Origin of the sequence: Halomonas sp. YLB-10 (assembly GCF_003856855.1) — a bacterium.
Taxonomy (GTDB): domain Bacteria; phylum Pseudomonadota; class Gammaproteobacteria; order Pseudomonadales; family Halomonadaceae; genus Halomonas; species Halomonas litopenaei.
Window position 1 is genome coordinate 159,650 of record NZ_RRCU01000009.1, and the last position, 14,002, is coordinate 173,651.

A 14,002-nucleotide genomic window follows, 5' to 3' on the forward strand; every position below is an offset into this window, starting at 1 on the left:
ATCCATGCGCGAATTCAAGCGTACCGACCGAGTGGCCGACCAGCTCCAGAAGGAGCTGGCGGTCCTGATCCAGCGCGAGGTCAAGGACCCGCGCCTGGGGATGGTCACCGTGAGCGGGGTCGAGGTCAGTCGTGACCTCGGCTACGCCGATGTCCACATCACCCTGCTGGGTGAGCAGGACCCGGAACGGATCAAGGAAAACCTCAAGGTGCTCAAGCGCGCCGGCGGTTTCCTGCGTAGCCAGGTGGCGCGTCGCATCAAACTACGTCACGTGCCGGAACTGCGCTTTCACTATGACGAAAGCGTGGTGCGTGGTCAGCACCTGTCATCGCTGATCGAAGAGGCGGTGGCCAGCGATCGCTCTCGCCACCCCGAGGGGGATGACGAGAACGACAGCGGCGAGGACGGGGCCAAGGACTGATGGCCCGTCGTCGTCGAGGACTGCCGATCGATGGTGTACTGCTGCTGGACAAGCCCAAGGGCATGTCCAGCAACTTTGCACTGCAGCGGGCGAGGCGCCTGTACCAGGCCCAGAAGGCCGGTCATACCGGTACCCTGGACCCCATGGCGACAGGGCTTCTGCCGGTGCTGTTCGGCGAGGCTACCAAGTTTTCCAACCAGCTGCTCGAGGCCGACAAGGTGTACCGCACCCGGGTCGAGCTCGGGCAGAGCACCGATACCGGTGACGCCGAAGGCGAGGTCATCGCCGAGGCGCCGGTGCCGGCGCTGGTGCGCAGCGACGTCGCGTCGGTAGTGGCGGATTTCATCGGCGAGCAGGATCAACTGCCGCCGATGTATTCCGCGCTCAAGCACCAGGGGCGCAAGCTCTACGAACTGGCGCGAGAGGGCAAAAGCGTAGATCGTGCAACCCGGCGGATAAGGGTGTATGATGCTCGGCTACTTTCCGCCAGCCTCGAGGGCGAGTCCCCAGGATTCGACCTGGAGGTCCGGGTCAGCAAAGGCACCTATGTGCGTACGCTGGCCGAGGACATGGCCAAGGCGCTGGGTTGCGAAGGGCATATCTCGCAGCTCAGACGGCTGAAGACCGGCCCCTTCGATGCCGATGGCATGGTCGATTTCGACACGCTCGAGGCCCAGGACGACGGCCAGCGCCAGGCGCGCCTGGCACCGATCGACAGTCTGCTTCAACACCTCCCGGCTCATCGCCTCAGTGAGGCAGGTGTCCAGGCCCTGCGCTTTGGACGCCCGGCACGCGGTGAGCTCGAGGGCGGCGATTCGGCCATGGCCGAGGAGTCGTTGTATCGCCTCTATCAGGGTGAGTCCTTTATCGGTCTCGGTCTGGTCGAGCCTACCGGGGATATCGTGCCCCGGCGCCTTCTGAGCACGTTCGTCGCGGGCTCAGGGCAAGACTGACCCCCTCAAGGGGTTGCGGCAGCTGGAGACTGCAAATATGCGTGGTCTCCGACATTCATCATTCAGGCATATTGCTTACTGGAGAGACAGATGGCACTTACCGCCGAACAGAAGGCCGAAATCGTCAACGAATACGGCCGTGGTGACAGCGACACCGGTTCCCCCGAGGTTCAGGTGGCCCTGCTCAGCGCCAACATCAACGGCCTGCAGGATCACTTCAAGACCAACAAGCAGGATCACCACTCCCGTCGTGGCCTGATCCGCATGGTCAACCAGCGCCGCAAGCTGCTTGACTACCTCAAGCGCAAGGACTTCGAGCGCTATCAGTCCCTGATCCAGCGTCTGGGTCTGCGTCGCTAAGACGCAAGCGCGACAAGGCTTCCTTCGGGAAGCGGCGTCAGATAACGGGCAGCCCCACGGGGCTGCCCGTTGTCGTTGGTGGTACAGCGTTGTGCGCGGTCGCGGCAGGCAGCGGCGGCCACTTGAAACTCCCTTGACCTTTGTGGTGGCCCTCACGGGCTTGACCCCCTAAAATAGTCGCCGAGTCAAAAACGACCCAAACATCGAAAAGTAAAGGAAGTCGCCGTGAATCCGGTCAAGAAGACGTTTCAGTACGGTCGCAGCACCGTCACCCTGGAAACCGGGCGCATCGCCCGCCAGGCCACCGGTGCCGTGATGGTCACCATGGACGACACCGTGGTGCTGTGCACCGTGGTGGCCAGAAAGGAGGCCAACCCGAGCCAGCCTTTCTTCCCGTTGTCTGTCCACTACCAGGAAAAGACCTACGCGGTCGGCAAGATTCCCGGCGGCTTCTTCAAGCGTGAAGGGCGTCCCACCGAGAAGGAAACCCTCACCTCGCGACTGATCGACCGTCCGATCCGTCCGCTGTTCCCCAAGGGCTTCATGAACGAAGTCCAGGTCATCTGTACCGTGCTGTCCACCGATCGCAACCACGATCCGGACATCGCCGCGATGATCGGCACCTCGGCGGCGCTGGCGATTTCCGGCGTGCCCTTCAATGGTCCCATCGGCGCCGCTCGTGTGGGCTTCAATGAAGAGCGTGGCTACTTCCTCAACCCGACCGTCGAGGAGCTCGGCGGCTCCGAGCTGAACATGGTCGTGGCCGGTACCGAGAAGGCCGTGCTGATGGTCGAGTCCGAGGCCGAAGAGCTGCTCGAGGACGAGATGCTGGGCGCCGTGCTGTTCGGCCACCAGGAAATGCAGACCGTCATCCAGGCGATCAACGAGCTGACCGCCGAGGCCGGCAAGGCCAAGTGGGAGTGGCAGCCCGCCGCCGAGAACACCGCGCTCAAGGAAGCCCTGGCCCAGGGCTTCGAAGCCAAGGTCGGCGAAGCCTACCGCATCACCGACAAGATGCAGCGCCAGGATGCCCTGTCCGCACTCAAGGCCGAGGCCGTCGAGAAGCTGGCCGGTGAAGAAGACGGCAAGTTCGAGGCCTCCGAGGTCGAAGGCGCCTTCGCCGGTCTCGAGAAGCGCGTGGTACGTGCCCGCGTGATCAAGGGCGAGCCGCGTATCGACGGCCGTGACCACAAGACCGTGCGTCCGCTGGCCATCGAGGCCGGCACCCTGCCCAAGACCCACGGCAGCGCCATCTTCACCCGTGGCGAGACCCAGGCGGTGGTCGTCGCGACCTTGGGCACCCTGCGTGACTCCCAGCTGATCGAGTCGCTGGAAGGTGAGCGCAAGGACCGCTTCCTGCTGCACTACAACTTCCCTCCGTACTCGGTGGGCGAGGCTGGCTTCATGGGCGGTCCCAAGCGTCGCGAGATCGGCCACGGTCGTCTGGCCCGTCGTGGTGTCCAGGCCATGCTGCCGGCGGAAGAGGACTTCCCCTACACCATTCGCGTGGTCTCCGAGATCACCGAGTCCAACGGCTCCAGCTCCATGGCCTCTGTCTGCGGCACCTCGCTGGCACTGATGGACGCCGGCGTGCCGATCAAGGCACCGGTAGCGGGTATCGCCATGGGCCTGGTCAAGGACGCTGACGGCTACGCCGTGCTGACCGACATCCTCGGCGACGAGGATCACCTCGGCGACATGGACTTCAAGGTGGCCGGCAGCGCCGAGGGTGTCACCGCCCTGCAGATGGACATCAAGATCGAGGGTATCGATGAGCAGATCATGGAAACGGCCCTGAACCAGGCCCATGAGGCGCGCATCAGCATCCTCGAGCAGATGAACACCGTGATCGCCGAAAGCCGTGCCGAGGTCTCCGACAACGCGCCCTCCATGGCCACCATCAAGATCGACCCGGACAAGATCCGCGACGTCATCGGCAAGGGTGGCGCCACCATCCGCAAGATCTGCGACGACACCGGCGCCTCCATCGATCTGGACGACGACGGCACCGTGCGCATCTACGCCGAGGACAAGAAGGCCGCCAAGAAGGCCATCGATACCGTGCTGGCGATCACCGCCGAGGCGGAAATCGGCAAGCTGTACCGTGGCAAGGTGGTGCGTATCGCCGACTTCGGCGCCTTCGTCAACATCATGCCGGGTACCGACGGCCTGGTGCACATCTCCCAGATCGTGCCCGAGCGCGTCAATGACGTGCGTGACTACCTCAATGAGGGTGACGAGATCGTGGTCAAGGTGCTCGACATCGACAACCGCAATCGCGTCAAGCTGACGATCAAGGAAATGACCGAAGAAGAGAAGGCTGCCTTCGAAGCCGAGGAAGCCGAAACCGAGATCTGATCGCACTCGGTGTCTGACGCCCCCGTCGCTGACGCCACGGGGGCGTTTTTGTGTGTGTCCCGCTGATCTCGGCCTGTCGGCGCGATCACCGGGCGGTAATGAGATGGACATGACGCAACTCGATTCCTCTTCGGCCGCGCCCGCCAAGGCCACCACCCGTCGCCGCGACTGGTGGGCCGTGGTCAGTGTGATGGCCGGCATCTTTCTGCTGGTGACCGCCGAGCAGCTCCCCATCGGGCTGTTGTCCCAGCTCGCTTCCTCGCTGGACGTCAGCGAGGGCAAGGCGGGTTTGATGATCACCGTGCCCGGCGTCGTGGCGGCGTTCGCCGCGCCGCTGTTGCCGGTGGCGGTGGGGCGCCTCGATCGCCGCTACCTGCTGACCGGGCTGATGGCCTTGATGGCCCTGGCCAGTGTCCTCGGTGCATTGATGGACAGCTTTGGCTGGCTGCTGGCCACCCGGGTGCTGATCGGCTGCTGCATCGGTGGCTTCTGGGCCATCGCCGGCGGACTCGCCGGCAGACTGGTGGCGCTCGAGCAGGTGCCGCGGGCGATGTCGCTGATCTTCAGCGGTGTCGCTGCTGCCACGGTGCTGGGGGTGCCGGCGGGGACCTGGCTGGGCGATGTCAGTGACTGGCGCACCGCCTTCGCCGCCCTCGGCGGCCTGAGTGTGGTGGTGTGCATCGGCCTGTGGCACCTGTTGCCGAGCCTGCCCGCCCGCAAGCCGGTACGGCTGGCGAGTCTTGGTGGCCAGCTCAGGGTGCCCGGCGTGTGCATCGGCGCCCTGGCGACCGCGCTTATCGTGGTCGGCCATTTTGGCGCCTACACCTTCGTCAGCCCGATCCTGCAGCGTCTTGGCGGGGTAGCGCTGGGCGATGTCTCTCGCCTGCTGCTGCTGTTTGGCGCGGCGGGGCTCGCCGGCAACTTCATTGCCGGTAGCCTCGCCGGTGGCCGGCCCTACCTCACGGTGCTGCTGATACCCTTGGTGCTGGCGGCCACGACCCTGGCCTTTCCCTGGCTGGGTACCCGCCCGTTCAGCGCCACGGTGTTGCTGATGCTGTGGGGGCTGGTGTTCGGCGGTATCTCGGTCAGCCTGCAGACCTGGATCCTGCGCTCGGCCACCAATCCCGAGGCGGCCACCGCCATGATGGCCTTCGTGTTCAACCTGTCGATCGGCCTCGGCGCCTTGTCCGGCGGCCAGGTGGTGGATGCGCTCGGACTGTCGGCGGTGCTGCTGGCGGCGGGAGGGCTGTTCGTGGCAGCGGCGCTGCTGATCGCAGTGACCCCTGCGCGGGTGGTCAGCCGGCAGGAAACCAGGCCGCCCGGGTCGACGCCGCGGACTTGATCCCGGGCATGACGCAGGGCGTCAGCCCTTATGGCGAGTCGTGGCAGAGGGTAACCTCGGCTCGCTTTCGTTCTTGTTGTTTGATGATGGACTTACCGTGAGTCGAGGAGCCTCGATGTCTTCTTCCCTTGTTGTGCCAGCGAGCCTGCGTGGCTGGCTGGTGCTGGTGGCGGCCGTCGCCGTCTTTGCTGCGGGTATCTGGCCCGTGATCGCGCTGGTCAATCAGGCGCGACTGGTGCTGGGCCTGCCGGCGCTGGTGGCCTGGAGCTACCTGATCCTGGTCGGCTGTACGCTGACGATGCTGCTGGGCAATCGTCTGCTCCATCGGCGCCGGGACGAAGCCTGCGAGCAAGCTGGCAATGGCGATACGCACGCAAGGATCGGAAAGGTGGGAGAGGGCGAGGTCAACGATGAGTGAGTGGTTGCCGCTGAGTCTGACCCTGGGCTACGTCCTGCTGGCCCTGGTCATCGGCCTGGGCGGTCGCGCCGGGCGCTCGTCGAACGCGCTGGAGGAGTGGGGCGTGGCCGGGCGCAGCATGGGCCCGGTGACGCTGTATCTGTTGATCGCCGCCGGCAGCGTCAGTGCCTACACCTTCATGGGGGCGCCGGGCTGGGCCTACGCCAAGGGCGTGCCGGTGTTCTACGTGGTGGTCTACCTGGGCTATCTGGCACTGGTGGCCTGGTACTTCGGCCCCCGGGTGTGGGCCTTCGGTGCCCACTTCGGCCATGTTACCCAGGCCAGTGCCATCGCCGACCGTTACCAGAGCCCGGGGCTCGGTGCGCTGGCGGCGCTGGTGATGGCGATCGGCTCCTTGGCCTACGCGGTGCTGCAGACCATCGGCTCGGCCTACATCCTCAATGTAATGAGTGGTGGGCGCATCCCGATCTGGCTCGGTGTGGTGATCGTGCTGGGCGCCATTGCGGTCTATCTCACCCTGCGCGGACAGCGGGCCATCGGTCGTACCAATGTCTTCCAGGGCATATTGATGTTCGCGGTGGCCTGGTCCGTCGGTCTGTGGGCCACCCACAGCGCCACCGGTCAGTGGGGCTTTGACGAGGTGTACCGTCAGGCCCTCGCCGAGCGCCCGGCGTTTCTGACCCTTCCCGGCGCCGGTGGCGACATGAGCTTTGCCTTCTGGACCACCTCGATCATCGTCTCGATGCTGTCGTTCATGCCGCCGGTGTGGACCCAGTGGATGAGCGCTACCTCGGCGCGCACCCTGCGCCTCTCCGCCACCTGGCTGCCCAGCTACTATCTGGTGATCCTGCCGCTGGTCACGGTGGGCTTTATCGGCGTCTTCGCCCTGCCGGGGCTCGAGCGTGCCGATACCGTGGTGCTCGAGTACGCCATGGCCAACTTGCCGGTGCTGCTGGTAGGGCTGCTCGGCGCCGGCACCCTGGCCGCCTCGATGTCCTCGTCCGAGCCCTTTATCCACTCGGTGGCGCTGAGCCTCAGCCGCGACGTGATCGGGCCCTGGGCAGGCTTCAGCGATGAGCGTGCCGGGCGCTGGGCCAAGCGCTTGATCGTGCCCTTGATGGCGTTGGTGATTGCGCCGCTGGCGATCGCCGAGCCGGGGAGCCTGGTGATGATCCTGCTGATCGGTCTCGGCTTCGCCTCCCAGGTGCTGCCAGCCTTCATCGGCATGTTCTTCTGGCCCCGGGCCAACGCTCGCGGCGTGACCGCCGGCATCCTGGCGGGCTTTGTGGTGACGGTGGCCTGCATCACCCTGTGGCCGCACCCGTTGGGCATCCATGCCGGCTTCTGGGGGCTGTTGGTCAACCTGCCGGTGTTCGTCGTGACGAGTCTTGCAAGCGCCCCCACCGATCGTGCCGTGGTCGAGCGCTTCTTCCGACTGGCGGCGCCGGTCTGGGCGGAAAAGCGGTGGGGAGCCCACCGGGAAGAGCGTCAGGGTCGAGGGACAAGAGGTAGGGCGGTAGACAACGGGGTATGAACCCTGGCGCCCGAGGCGACAGCGAGCGCGTCATGGGGGGGCGCTCAACGTGGCATGAAAAAGGCCCCTGCTGGGCAGGGGCCTACCTGGGCAGTGCTTACTTCGCAAGTGCTTGATTGACGAGGGCCTGTCGGTCAGCGCCCTCTGGCGTCGAGGCGTCGAGGCGTCGAGGCGCCGATCAGCGCTCGATGGCGAGCGCCACGCCCTGACCGCCACCGATACACAGGGTAGCAAGGCCCTTCTTGGCGTCGCGGGCGATCATCTCGTGGACCAGGGTCACCAGCACGCGGCAGCCGGAGGCGCCGATCGGGTGGCCAAGGGCGATGGCACCGCCGTTGACGTTGATCTTGTCGGTATCCCAGCCGAGTTCCTTGTTGACCGAGATGGCCTGGGCGGCGAAGGCCTCGTTGGCCTCGACCAGATCCAGCTCATCGATGCTCCAGCCGGCCTTCTCGAGGCAGCGGCGGGTGGCCGGGGCCGGGCCGATGCCCATGATCGCCGGGTCGACGCCGGCGTTGGAGTAGGCCTTGATGCGTGCCAGCGGCTCCAGGCCGAGCTCCTTGGCCTTTTCGGCGGAACACAGCATGACCACGGCGGCGCCATCGTTGAGCGAGGAGGCGTTGCCGGCGGTCACGCTGCCGTCCTTCTTGAACGCAGGACGCATGGTGCCGAGTTTTTCTGCGGACACTTCGCGCGGGTTCTCGTCGGTGTCGAAGACCACCGGGTCGCCCTTGCGCTGGGGAATCTCGATCGGCACGATCTGGCCCTTGAAGCGGCCTTCCTTGATCGCGGCGGCGGCCTTCTGCTGGGAGGCGGCGGCGAAGGCGTCCATCTCCTCTCGGGTGACACCGTACTTCTCGCCGAGGTTCTCGGCGGTGATGCCCATATGGTAGTTGTTGAAGGCGTCCCACAGGCCGTCATGGACCATGGTATCGATGGCCTTCCAGTCACCCATGCGCTGGCCGTTGCGTGAATTGGGCAGCACGTGCGGGGAAGCCGACATGTTTTCCTGACCGCCGGCGATGATCACCTCGGCGTCGCCGAGCATGATCGCCTGGGCGCCCAGATGCAGGGCCTTGAGGCCGGAGCCGCAGACCTTGTTGATGGTCATGGCGGGCACGGCGTCGGGCAGGCCTGCCTTGATGGACGCCTGACGGGCGGGGTTCTGGCCGACACCTGCGGTCAGCACCTGCCCCAGCAGGACCTCGTCGACCTGTTCCGGCTTGACGCCGGTCTGTGCCAGCACGTCCTTGATCACGGCGGCGCCAAGGTCGCTGGCGGGAATGCCGGCGAGGGAGCCACCGAAGGCGCCAACGGCGGTACGGCGTGCAGCAACGATCACCACTTCTTGCATGGAGTGTCTCCTGACTTTAAGGGGCTGTCCCGTCAGCATAGGGAGCCTTGTGCAACGCGGCAATCCCTGTATGCCCGGTTTCGACGGGGGACTTTAGTATAGCGATCAAGATCAATTCGCGAGCCGTTGTGGTCAATCGCGCATAGAGCACCGACGCTCGCTAAAGTAGCAAAGAGTGGCGAAAAGACCTCCGGTTGGCCTGGGGGGGCCTGGACGAGTGTCTCGCAGCGCCCTGGCCCGGTTACTCGGTGGCGGCGACGCCCCGCTGGTGACCTCGCCGCTCCAGATTCAAGCGCTCGATGGCTGTCACCAGTTCGCTGGCGTGGGTGATGGCGATGGCGCCCTCCGGGGTGTGCTCCTCGTCGGGAAAGTGGTTGATGTGGATGACCTGCATGCCGGCCTTGAGTCCGGCTTCCACCCCTACCGCAGCGTCGTCGATCACCACGCAGTTCTCCGGTTCGGCGCCCATGCCTTCGGCGGCGGCGAGGTACAACCCGGGGTCCGGCTTCCACACCTGCAACTCGTAGGCGCTGTAGAGGTTGTCGCCGAAGTGCGGCGCCAGTCCACTGGTTGCCATGGCCAGGCGGATCTTGGCCAGCGGGCCGTTGGAGGCCACCGCCTTGGGGTGGTCGGAAAGCGCTGCAAGGGCTTCCGGGATGCCCGGGACCGGGGTCAGCTCGGCCTTCATGCGCGCGGCCATGTTGTCCCGCAGGCGATCCTCCATGACGTCGCGCCGGGCGTCATCGAGGACGCCGAAGCGTTGCTCGAGTTCGAGCACGATGTCGAGAAAGCGCACGCCGCGAAACTCCTCCATGTACTGCTCGGGCGTGAACGGCAGGCCGAAGTCGGGGAAGGTCTCGGCCATTGCCCGGGCGAGCAGCGGCTCGCTGTCGACCAGGGTGCCGTCGGAGTCGAACAGCAGGCAGAGGGGGGCGGTGGTGTCGGACATGGATACCTCGCGGGAAGAGGGGGAAATCAGCGCTTCAGCACTTCGTCATTGACCGGGCTCAGCGGGCGTTCACCCTGGAGCGCCAGGCGGATATTGTCCACCGCGCGCTGGGCCATGGCGGTGCGGGTCTCGTGGGTGGCCGAGCCGATATGGGGCAGGGCGACCACATTGGCCATGTGCGGCAACGGTGAGTCCGCCGCCAGCGGTTCCTGCTCGTAGACGTCGAGGCCGGCGGCGTGCAGGGTGCCGTCTTGCAGCGCCGCGATCATGGCGGCTTCGTCTACCACCTTGCCGCGGGCCAGGTTGACGAAGATGGCGCCGGGCTTCATGCGCTGGAACTCGGCGGCGCCAAAGAGCTTTTCGGTCTCGCGGGAGAGCGGCACCGTGACGCAGACGAAATCGGCCTGCTCGAGCAGCTCTTCCAGCTCGCGGCGCTGGGCGCCGAGTTCTCGCTCGAGCTCAGGCTTGGGTGAGGCCTTGGTATAGAGGATCTTCATGCCGAAGCCCAGGGCGCCGCGGCGGGCGATGGCGGCGCCGATACGGCCCATGCCGACCATGCCCAGGGTCTTGCCGTGGACGTCGCTGCCATAGAGCGGCTTGCCGATGCTTTCCTTCCAGTTGCCCTGCTTGACCAGCTCGGCCAGTTCGACGGCCCGCCGAGCGGTGCTCATGATCAGCAGAAAGCCCGTATCGGCGGTGGTCTCGGTCAAGACGTCAGGGGTGTTGCACAACAGGATGCCGCGGCGGGTCAGCTCGTCGACGGGATAGTTGTCGTAGCCCACCGAGATGCTGGCGATAGCCTCGAGGTTCGGCGCCCTGTCGAGCAGCGAAGAGGTGATCTTGAGGCTTGAACCAACCAGGCCATGAGCCCGTGACAGGGCGTCGACAAAGGCCGGGTCCTCGGTATGCGAGACGCCCGGCAGGTAGTCCACGTGGAACTCCTCGCGCAGGGCGTCGAGCTGCTCTTGGTTGATCTCGCGAAATACCAGGATGCGTTTGGTCATGGGGAGCTCTTGTTGGTGTAGCTGTCGTTGTATCTGTCGTTGTCGCTATTGTCGTAACGAGAATGGACCTTTGTCGCACAACAGGGGGGAGTCTGTCTTGTTGACCTGCCCAGGGAGGTGGGAGTGCCAGCGCAGGAGGCTGGCCAGGATCGGAGCCCACCGCAGGCTTTCCTTCGGTGGGCCATCGTTGCGTCTACGGATCAGGCGTCTTCGAGCTGGCTCAGGCGGCTGCGGTCGGGGAGTCCTTCCATGTCGCCCGGTACCTGGACCTGCTCGGCGCCGATAAGGTTGGCGCGCTTGAGGGCCTGGCGTGGATCGAGACCATCGAGCATGGCGCTGACGAAGCCCACGGCGAAGCCATCCCCGGCGCCGACGGTATCAACCACCGTCTCCACCGGGACGCCGGCCACGGTGAAGGCTTCGTCTTGCCCTGTCAGGGTGCCGCGATAGTAGCTGCCCTCCGGACCTAGCTTGATCACCACGGCATCTGCACCCTGATCCAGGTAGAAGCCGGCGATATCGTGGGCGCTGGTCTGGCCGGTCAGCAACTGGCCCTCGGACAGACCGGGCAGCACCCAGTTGGCCTGGGCGGCCAGGCCGTTGAGGGTGTCGCGCATCTCGCTTTCGCTGGCCCACAGGGTCGGGCGCAGGTTGGGATCGAAGGACACGCTGGTGCCATGCTGGCGGGCCTTTTCGAGCAAAAACTGCGAGAGTTCACGGCAGCTGGCGGACAACGCCGGCGGAATGCCGGTAGCGTGCAGATGGCGCAGGGTGCTGAAGTCGACGTCCTGGGCGTCGGCCGGCGACAGCTTGCTGGCGGCGCTGTTGTGGCGACGGTACTCGACTCTGGGGTCCGCGCCACCCACCGCGCGCTCCTTGAACACCAGACCGGTGGCGTGCTCGGCGTCGGTGATCAGGTGGCGACAGTCGAGGCCTTCGCGCTCCAGGCTCGCACGCAGGTAGCGGCCAAAACAGTCTTCGCCGACCCGACTGAGCCAGCCCACCTTGAAGCCCAGCCGTGACAGGCCGATGGCCACGTTGGTGTCGGCGCCGGCACAGCTGCGCGAAAAGCGCTCGACCTCGGCCAGGTCGCCCGGGGCGTCGGCGGCGAACAGCGTCATGGCCTCGCCGAAGGTAAGGATGTCAGGAGTGTTCTGGTTCATGAGGAGGTCTCTGAGGTGGAAGACGAAGAGGACACTGAGGAAGGCTCCGCAGTGACGGAAGGGGTGGCAGCGGGCTGGGTGGAGCCCCTTGCCGTCAGCGTCGGGGCGAAGGTCGCACGCTGCGGCGCCTGCCGAGGCCCGACGGCACGGGCGCGCAGGCAGTCGACGGCGGCCTGACCGATGGCACCGGTGGGCTGGGCAAGGGTGGTGATGCCCGGTTCGGTCAGGTCACACCACTCTAGCTCGTCGATGCCCATCAGCCCGATCTCTCCCAGGAGGTAGCCGAGGGCCTTCATGCGTCGGGTCAGTGCCAGGGTTACCTGGCCATTGGCGCAGAGGATCGCCGGGCGGGAATCGCCTGCGCTATCGACAAATCGAGCCAATGCCTGGTCCAGGCGTTGGCGATCGCCAAGCTCGATGACCAGGGTGTCGCCGGATAGCGAGCCGTCACGACAGCGCTGGTTGAAGCGCTCCAGACGAGCTTGACGAGAGCTGGCCTGGGCCGGCGGTTCGGTAATGAACAACAGGCGCCCGTAGCCCTGTTCGCGCAAGTGCGCGATGGCCATGTCGATGGCGGCGTCGTTGTCGAGCCCTACCTCGTCGGCATGGACGTCGGCGAGGCTGCGATCGAGCAGTACCAGCGGCGTGCCGCTGTCGGCCAGCTGGGCGAGGGCGTCGCTGTGGCGGCCGGTCGCGTTTACCACCAGGCCCTCGATACGGTAGGACGACAGCAGCGCCAGCTGCTGGCGCTCCTGCTCGAGGTCGTTATCGCTGTTGCACACCATCAAAGACAGTCCCGCCTGACGACAGGCCTGTTCGACGCCATGCATGATCGCCACCGAAAAAGGATTGCGGATATCGGCCACCAGCATGCCGACCAGGCCGGAGGGGCCTCCCTTGAGGCCCCGGGCCATGGGATTGGGCTGGTAGCCCAGCGCAGTGGCGGCAGCGACGATACGCTCGCGCATGGCCCCGGACAGCCGTTCTCGTTCACCGCTGTAGTAGCGCGAGACGCTGGTCTTGGAGACGCCAGCCTGGCGGGCGACTTCGAGGATGGTGGCGGGTCGACGGCGGTCATTCATGGGGCGGCTCTTGGATAAGATGGCATCGTCCGTTTACAAGGGCGACGCTGGCGAGCCCTGTCGAGGTGAGCAGGCCAGGTGATGCGACAACGGCAGGACGTCGAGAAGTCCGTATGGGAACGTTCCCATTGGCTGACAAGCTTAGGCGCTAAAGGCCGAAGCCAGCAACAAGGCGTGCCTTAGACAAAGGTCTTGAGGTGATGTAGAGCAATGAAAAGGCCCGACAATTGCCGGGCCTCAGGGTATATGCAGCGGAATTTAGCCGCTGGAGAGCATGGCGTGTCTGTCGCGATCCTTCTGCAGCCGTGAGATGACCGTCGGCAGCTGGAACATGCTGGTGATCATGTGGGCGCCTTCGGGCGTTTCTTCGGCATCGGCGAAGCGATTGAGGTGGACCACGGTCATGCCTGCGGCCAGGGCCGCGTTGACGCCGACGATGGCGTCATCGATGGCGATGCAGTCCTCGGCGGCGAAGCCCATGATGCTGGCGGCATGCAGGTACAGGCAGGGGTCCGGCTTCCAGCAGTTGGCCGTGTAGCCGCTGAACAGGCGATTGCCGAACACCTCGGTCAGGCCCACGGTGGCAAGCGAGGTGCGCACCTTGTTTTCGGGGCCGTTGGAAACCACGCCCATGGGGTAGTGCGACAGCGCGGCGAGGGCCTCGGTGGCACCGGCGATGGGGGTCAGGTCGGTGGCCAGGCGGCGGTTGAGGTTGGCGCGCATGCTCGCTTCCAGCACCTCGAGGTGGTCAGGGTCGACCTGACCATGTTGTGCCTCGAGGGTGGCGACGATATTGCGAAAGCGCGCGCCGCGAAAGTCGCCCATATAGTCCTCGGCCCGGAACGGCAGTCCGGCGGCGGAGAGGCTGACGGCCATCTCGGCGGCCAGCAGGGGTTCACTGTCCACCAGGGTACCGTCACAGTCGAACAGCAGGCAGAGGGGGCGAGCCATGGAGGCGACCTCGCGATTCGTTGCGTTATCGAACAGTGTTGCAGATTTCTGCGGAGTCTGCCTGTGTTCGAAGTCGAAAACCACAATTTTTGAACACTGTTTTTTCACGCTGC

The 14,002-nt window shown here is 65.5% G+C and carries 13 protein-coding genes; 7 read left to right on the forward strand and 6 right to left on the reverse strand.

Annotation, left to right across the window (positions count from 1 at the left end):
* The first annotated feature begins 4 nt into the window (after nt 1–4).
* The 7 genes from rbfA to EBB56_RS19335 all read left to right on the forward strand — a co-directional run bounded on the left by rbfA (nt 5) and on the right by EBB56_RS19335 (nt 7,386).
* Nucleotides 5–421 (forward strand): 30S ribosome-binding factor RbfA, encoded by a 417-nt coding sequence (gene rbfA / locus EBB56_RS19305; protein ID WP_045992266.1) that lies wholly within the window; start codon nt 5–7, stop codon nt 419–421.
* Complete coding sequence (gene truB / locus EBB56_RS19310; protein ID WP_045992265.1) at nt 421–1,374, forward strand: tRNA pseudouridine(55) synthase TruB; 954 nt, start codon at nt 421–423, stop codon at nt 1,372–1,374. The genes rbfA and truB overlap by 1 nt, the downstream gene beginning before the upstream one ends.
* A gap of 90 nt (nt 1,375–1,464) precedes the next feature.
* The gene (gene rpsO / locus EBB56_RS19315; protein ID WP_045992264.1) at nt 1,465–1,734 is read left to right on the forward strand and encodes a 30S ribosomal protein S15; all 270 of its coding nucleotides are present in this window, start codon (nt 1,465–1,467) and stop codon (nt 1,732–1,734) included.
* Nucleotides 1,735–1,959: 225 nt separating this feature from the next.
* Complete coding sequence (gene pnp / locus EBB56_RS19320) at nt 1,960–4,092, forward strand: polyribonucleotide nucleotidyltransferase (RefSeq protein WP_045992263.1); 2,133 nt, start codon at nt 1,960–1,962, stop codon at nt 4,090–4,092.
* Between the two features lie 109 nt (nt 4,093–4,201).
* Nucleotides 4,202–5,434 (forward strand): MFS transporter, encoded by a 1,233-nt coding sequence (locus EBB56_RS19325; protein ID WP_045992262.1) that lies wholly within the window; start codon nt 4,202–4,204, stop codon nt 5,432–5,434.
* Nucleotides 5,435–5,549: 115 nt separating this feature from the next.
* The gene (locus EBB56_RS19330; RefSeq protein WP_045992261.1) at nt 5,550–5,852 is read left to right on the forward strand and encodes a hypothetical protein; all 303 of its coding nucleotides are present in this window, start codon (nt 5,550–5,552) and stop codon (nt 5,850–5,852) included.
* Nucleotides 5,845–7,386 (forward strand): sodium:solute symporter, encoded by a 1,542-nt coding sequence (locus tag EBB56_RS19335; RefSeq protein WP_083970327.1) that lies wholly within the window; start codon nt 5,845–5,847, stop codon nt 7,384–7,386. Before EBB56_RS19330 ends, EBB56_RS19335 begins: the two co-directional genes overlap by 8 nt.
* 178 nt (nt 7,387–7,564) lie before the next feature.
* Here EBB56_RS19335 and EBB56_RS19340 read toward each other — a convergent pair whose 3' ends face one another.
* From EBB56_RS19340 to EBB56_RS19365, 6 genes are all read right to left on the reverse strand, one after another.
* Nucleotides 7,565–8,740, reverse strand: coding sequence for an acetyl-CoA C-acetyltransferase (locus EBB56_RS19340; RefSeq protein WP_045992260.1), 1,176 nt, complete (start codon nt 8,738–8,740; stop codon nt 7,565–7,567).
* 241 nt (nt 8,741–8,981) lie between these two features.
* Nucleotides 8,982–9,689, reverse strand: a complete 708-nt coding sequence (locus EBB56_RS19345; RefSeq protein WP_045992259.1) for an HAD family phosphatase — start codon at nt 9,687–9,689, stop codon at nt 8,982–8,984.
* 26 nt (nt 9,690–9,715) lie between these two features.
* A complete protein-coding gene (locus tag EBB56_RS19350) occupies nt 9,716–10,693 on the reverse strand; it encodes a D-glycerate dehydrogenase (protein ID WP_124805086.1) in 978 nt (325 codons plus the stop codon).
* 200 nt (nt 10,694–10,893) lie between these two features.
* Entirely contained in the window at nt 10,894–11,856 is a 963-nt protein-coding gene (locus tag EBB56_RS19355; protein ID WP_108450004.1) for a sugar kinase, read from the reverse strand.
* Nucleotides 11,853–12,938 (reverse strand): LacI family DNA-binding transcriptional regulator, encoded by a 1,086-nt coding sequence (locus EBB56_RS19360; RefSeq protein WP_045992256.1) that lies wholly within the window; start codon nt 12,936–12,938, stop codon nt 11,853–11,855. The genes EBB56_RS19355 and EBB56_RS19360 overlap by 4 nt, the downstream gene beginning before the upstream one ends.
* A 258-nt stretch (nt 12,939–13,196) precedes the next feature.
* Nucleotides 13,197–13,889 carry an HAD-IA family hydrolase gene (locus EBB56_RS19365; RefSeq protein ID WP_045992255.1) on the reverse strand — a complete coding sequence of 231 codons (693 nt, stop codon included), beginning with the start codon at nt 13,887–13,889 and terminating at the stop codon, nt 13,197–13,199.
* Between the last annotated feature and the right edge of the window lie 113 nt (nt 13,890–14,002).

Excerpts from the sequence above, each read along its gene's own strand:
- rbfA (WP_045992266.1), top strand. The coding sequence starts at position 5 with ATGCGCGAATTCAAGCGTACCGACCGAGTGGCCGACCAGCTCCAGAAG.
- truB (WP_045992265.1), top strand. The coding sequence starts at position 421 with ATGGCCCGTCGTCGTCGAGGACTGCCGATCGATGGTGTACTGCTGCTG.
- rpsO (WP_045992264.1), top strand. The coding sequence starts at position 1,465 with ATGGCACTTACCGCCGAACAGAAGGCCGAAATCGTCAACGAATACGGC.
- EBB56_RS19325 (WP_045992262.1), top strand. The coding sequence starts at position 4,202 with ATGACGCAACTCGATTCCTCTTCGGCCGCGCCCGCCAAGGCCACCACC.
- EBB56_RS19330 (WP_045992261.1), top strand. The coding sequence starts at position 5,550 with ATGTCTTCTTCCCTTGTTGTGCCAGCGAGCCTGCGTGGCTGGCTGGTG.
- EBB56_RS19335 (WP_083970327.1), top strand. The coding sequence starts at position 5,845 with ATGAGTGAGTGGTTGCCGCTGAGTCTGACCCTGGGCTACGTCCTGCTG.
- EBB56_RS19340 (WP_045992260.1), bottom strand. The coding sequence starts at position 8,740 with ATGCAAGAAGTGGTGATCGTTGCTGCACGCCGTACCGCCGTTGGCGCC.
- EBB56_RS19345 (WP_045992259.1), bottom strand. The coding sequence starts at position 9,689 with ATGTCCGACACCACCGCCCCCCTCTGCCTGCTGTTCGACTCCGACGGC.
- EBB56_RS19350 (WP_124805086.1), bottom strand. The coding sequence starts at position 10,693 with ATGACCAAACGCATCCTGGTATTTCGCGAGATCAACCAAGAGCAGCTC.
- EBB56_RS19355 (WP_108450004.1), bottom strand. The coding sequence starts at position 11,856 with ATGAACCAGAACACTCCTGACATCCTTACCTTCGGCGAGGCCATGACG.
- EBB56_RS19360 (WP_045992256.1), bottom strand. The coding sequence starts at position 12,938 with ATGAATGACCGCCGTCGACCCGCCACCATCCTCGAAGTCGCCCGCCAG.
- EBB56_RS19365 (WP_045992255.1), bottom strand. The coding sequence starts at position 13,889 with ATGGCTCGCCCCCTCTGCCTGCTGTTCGACTGTGACGGTACCCTGGTG.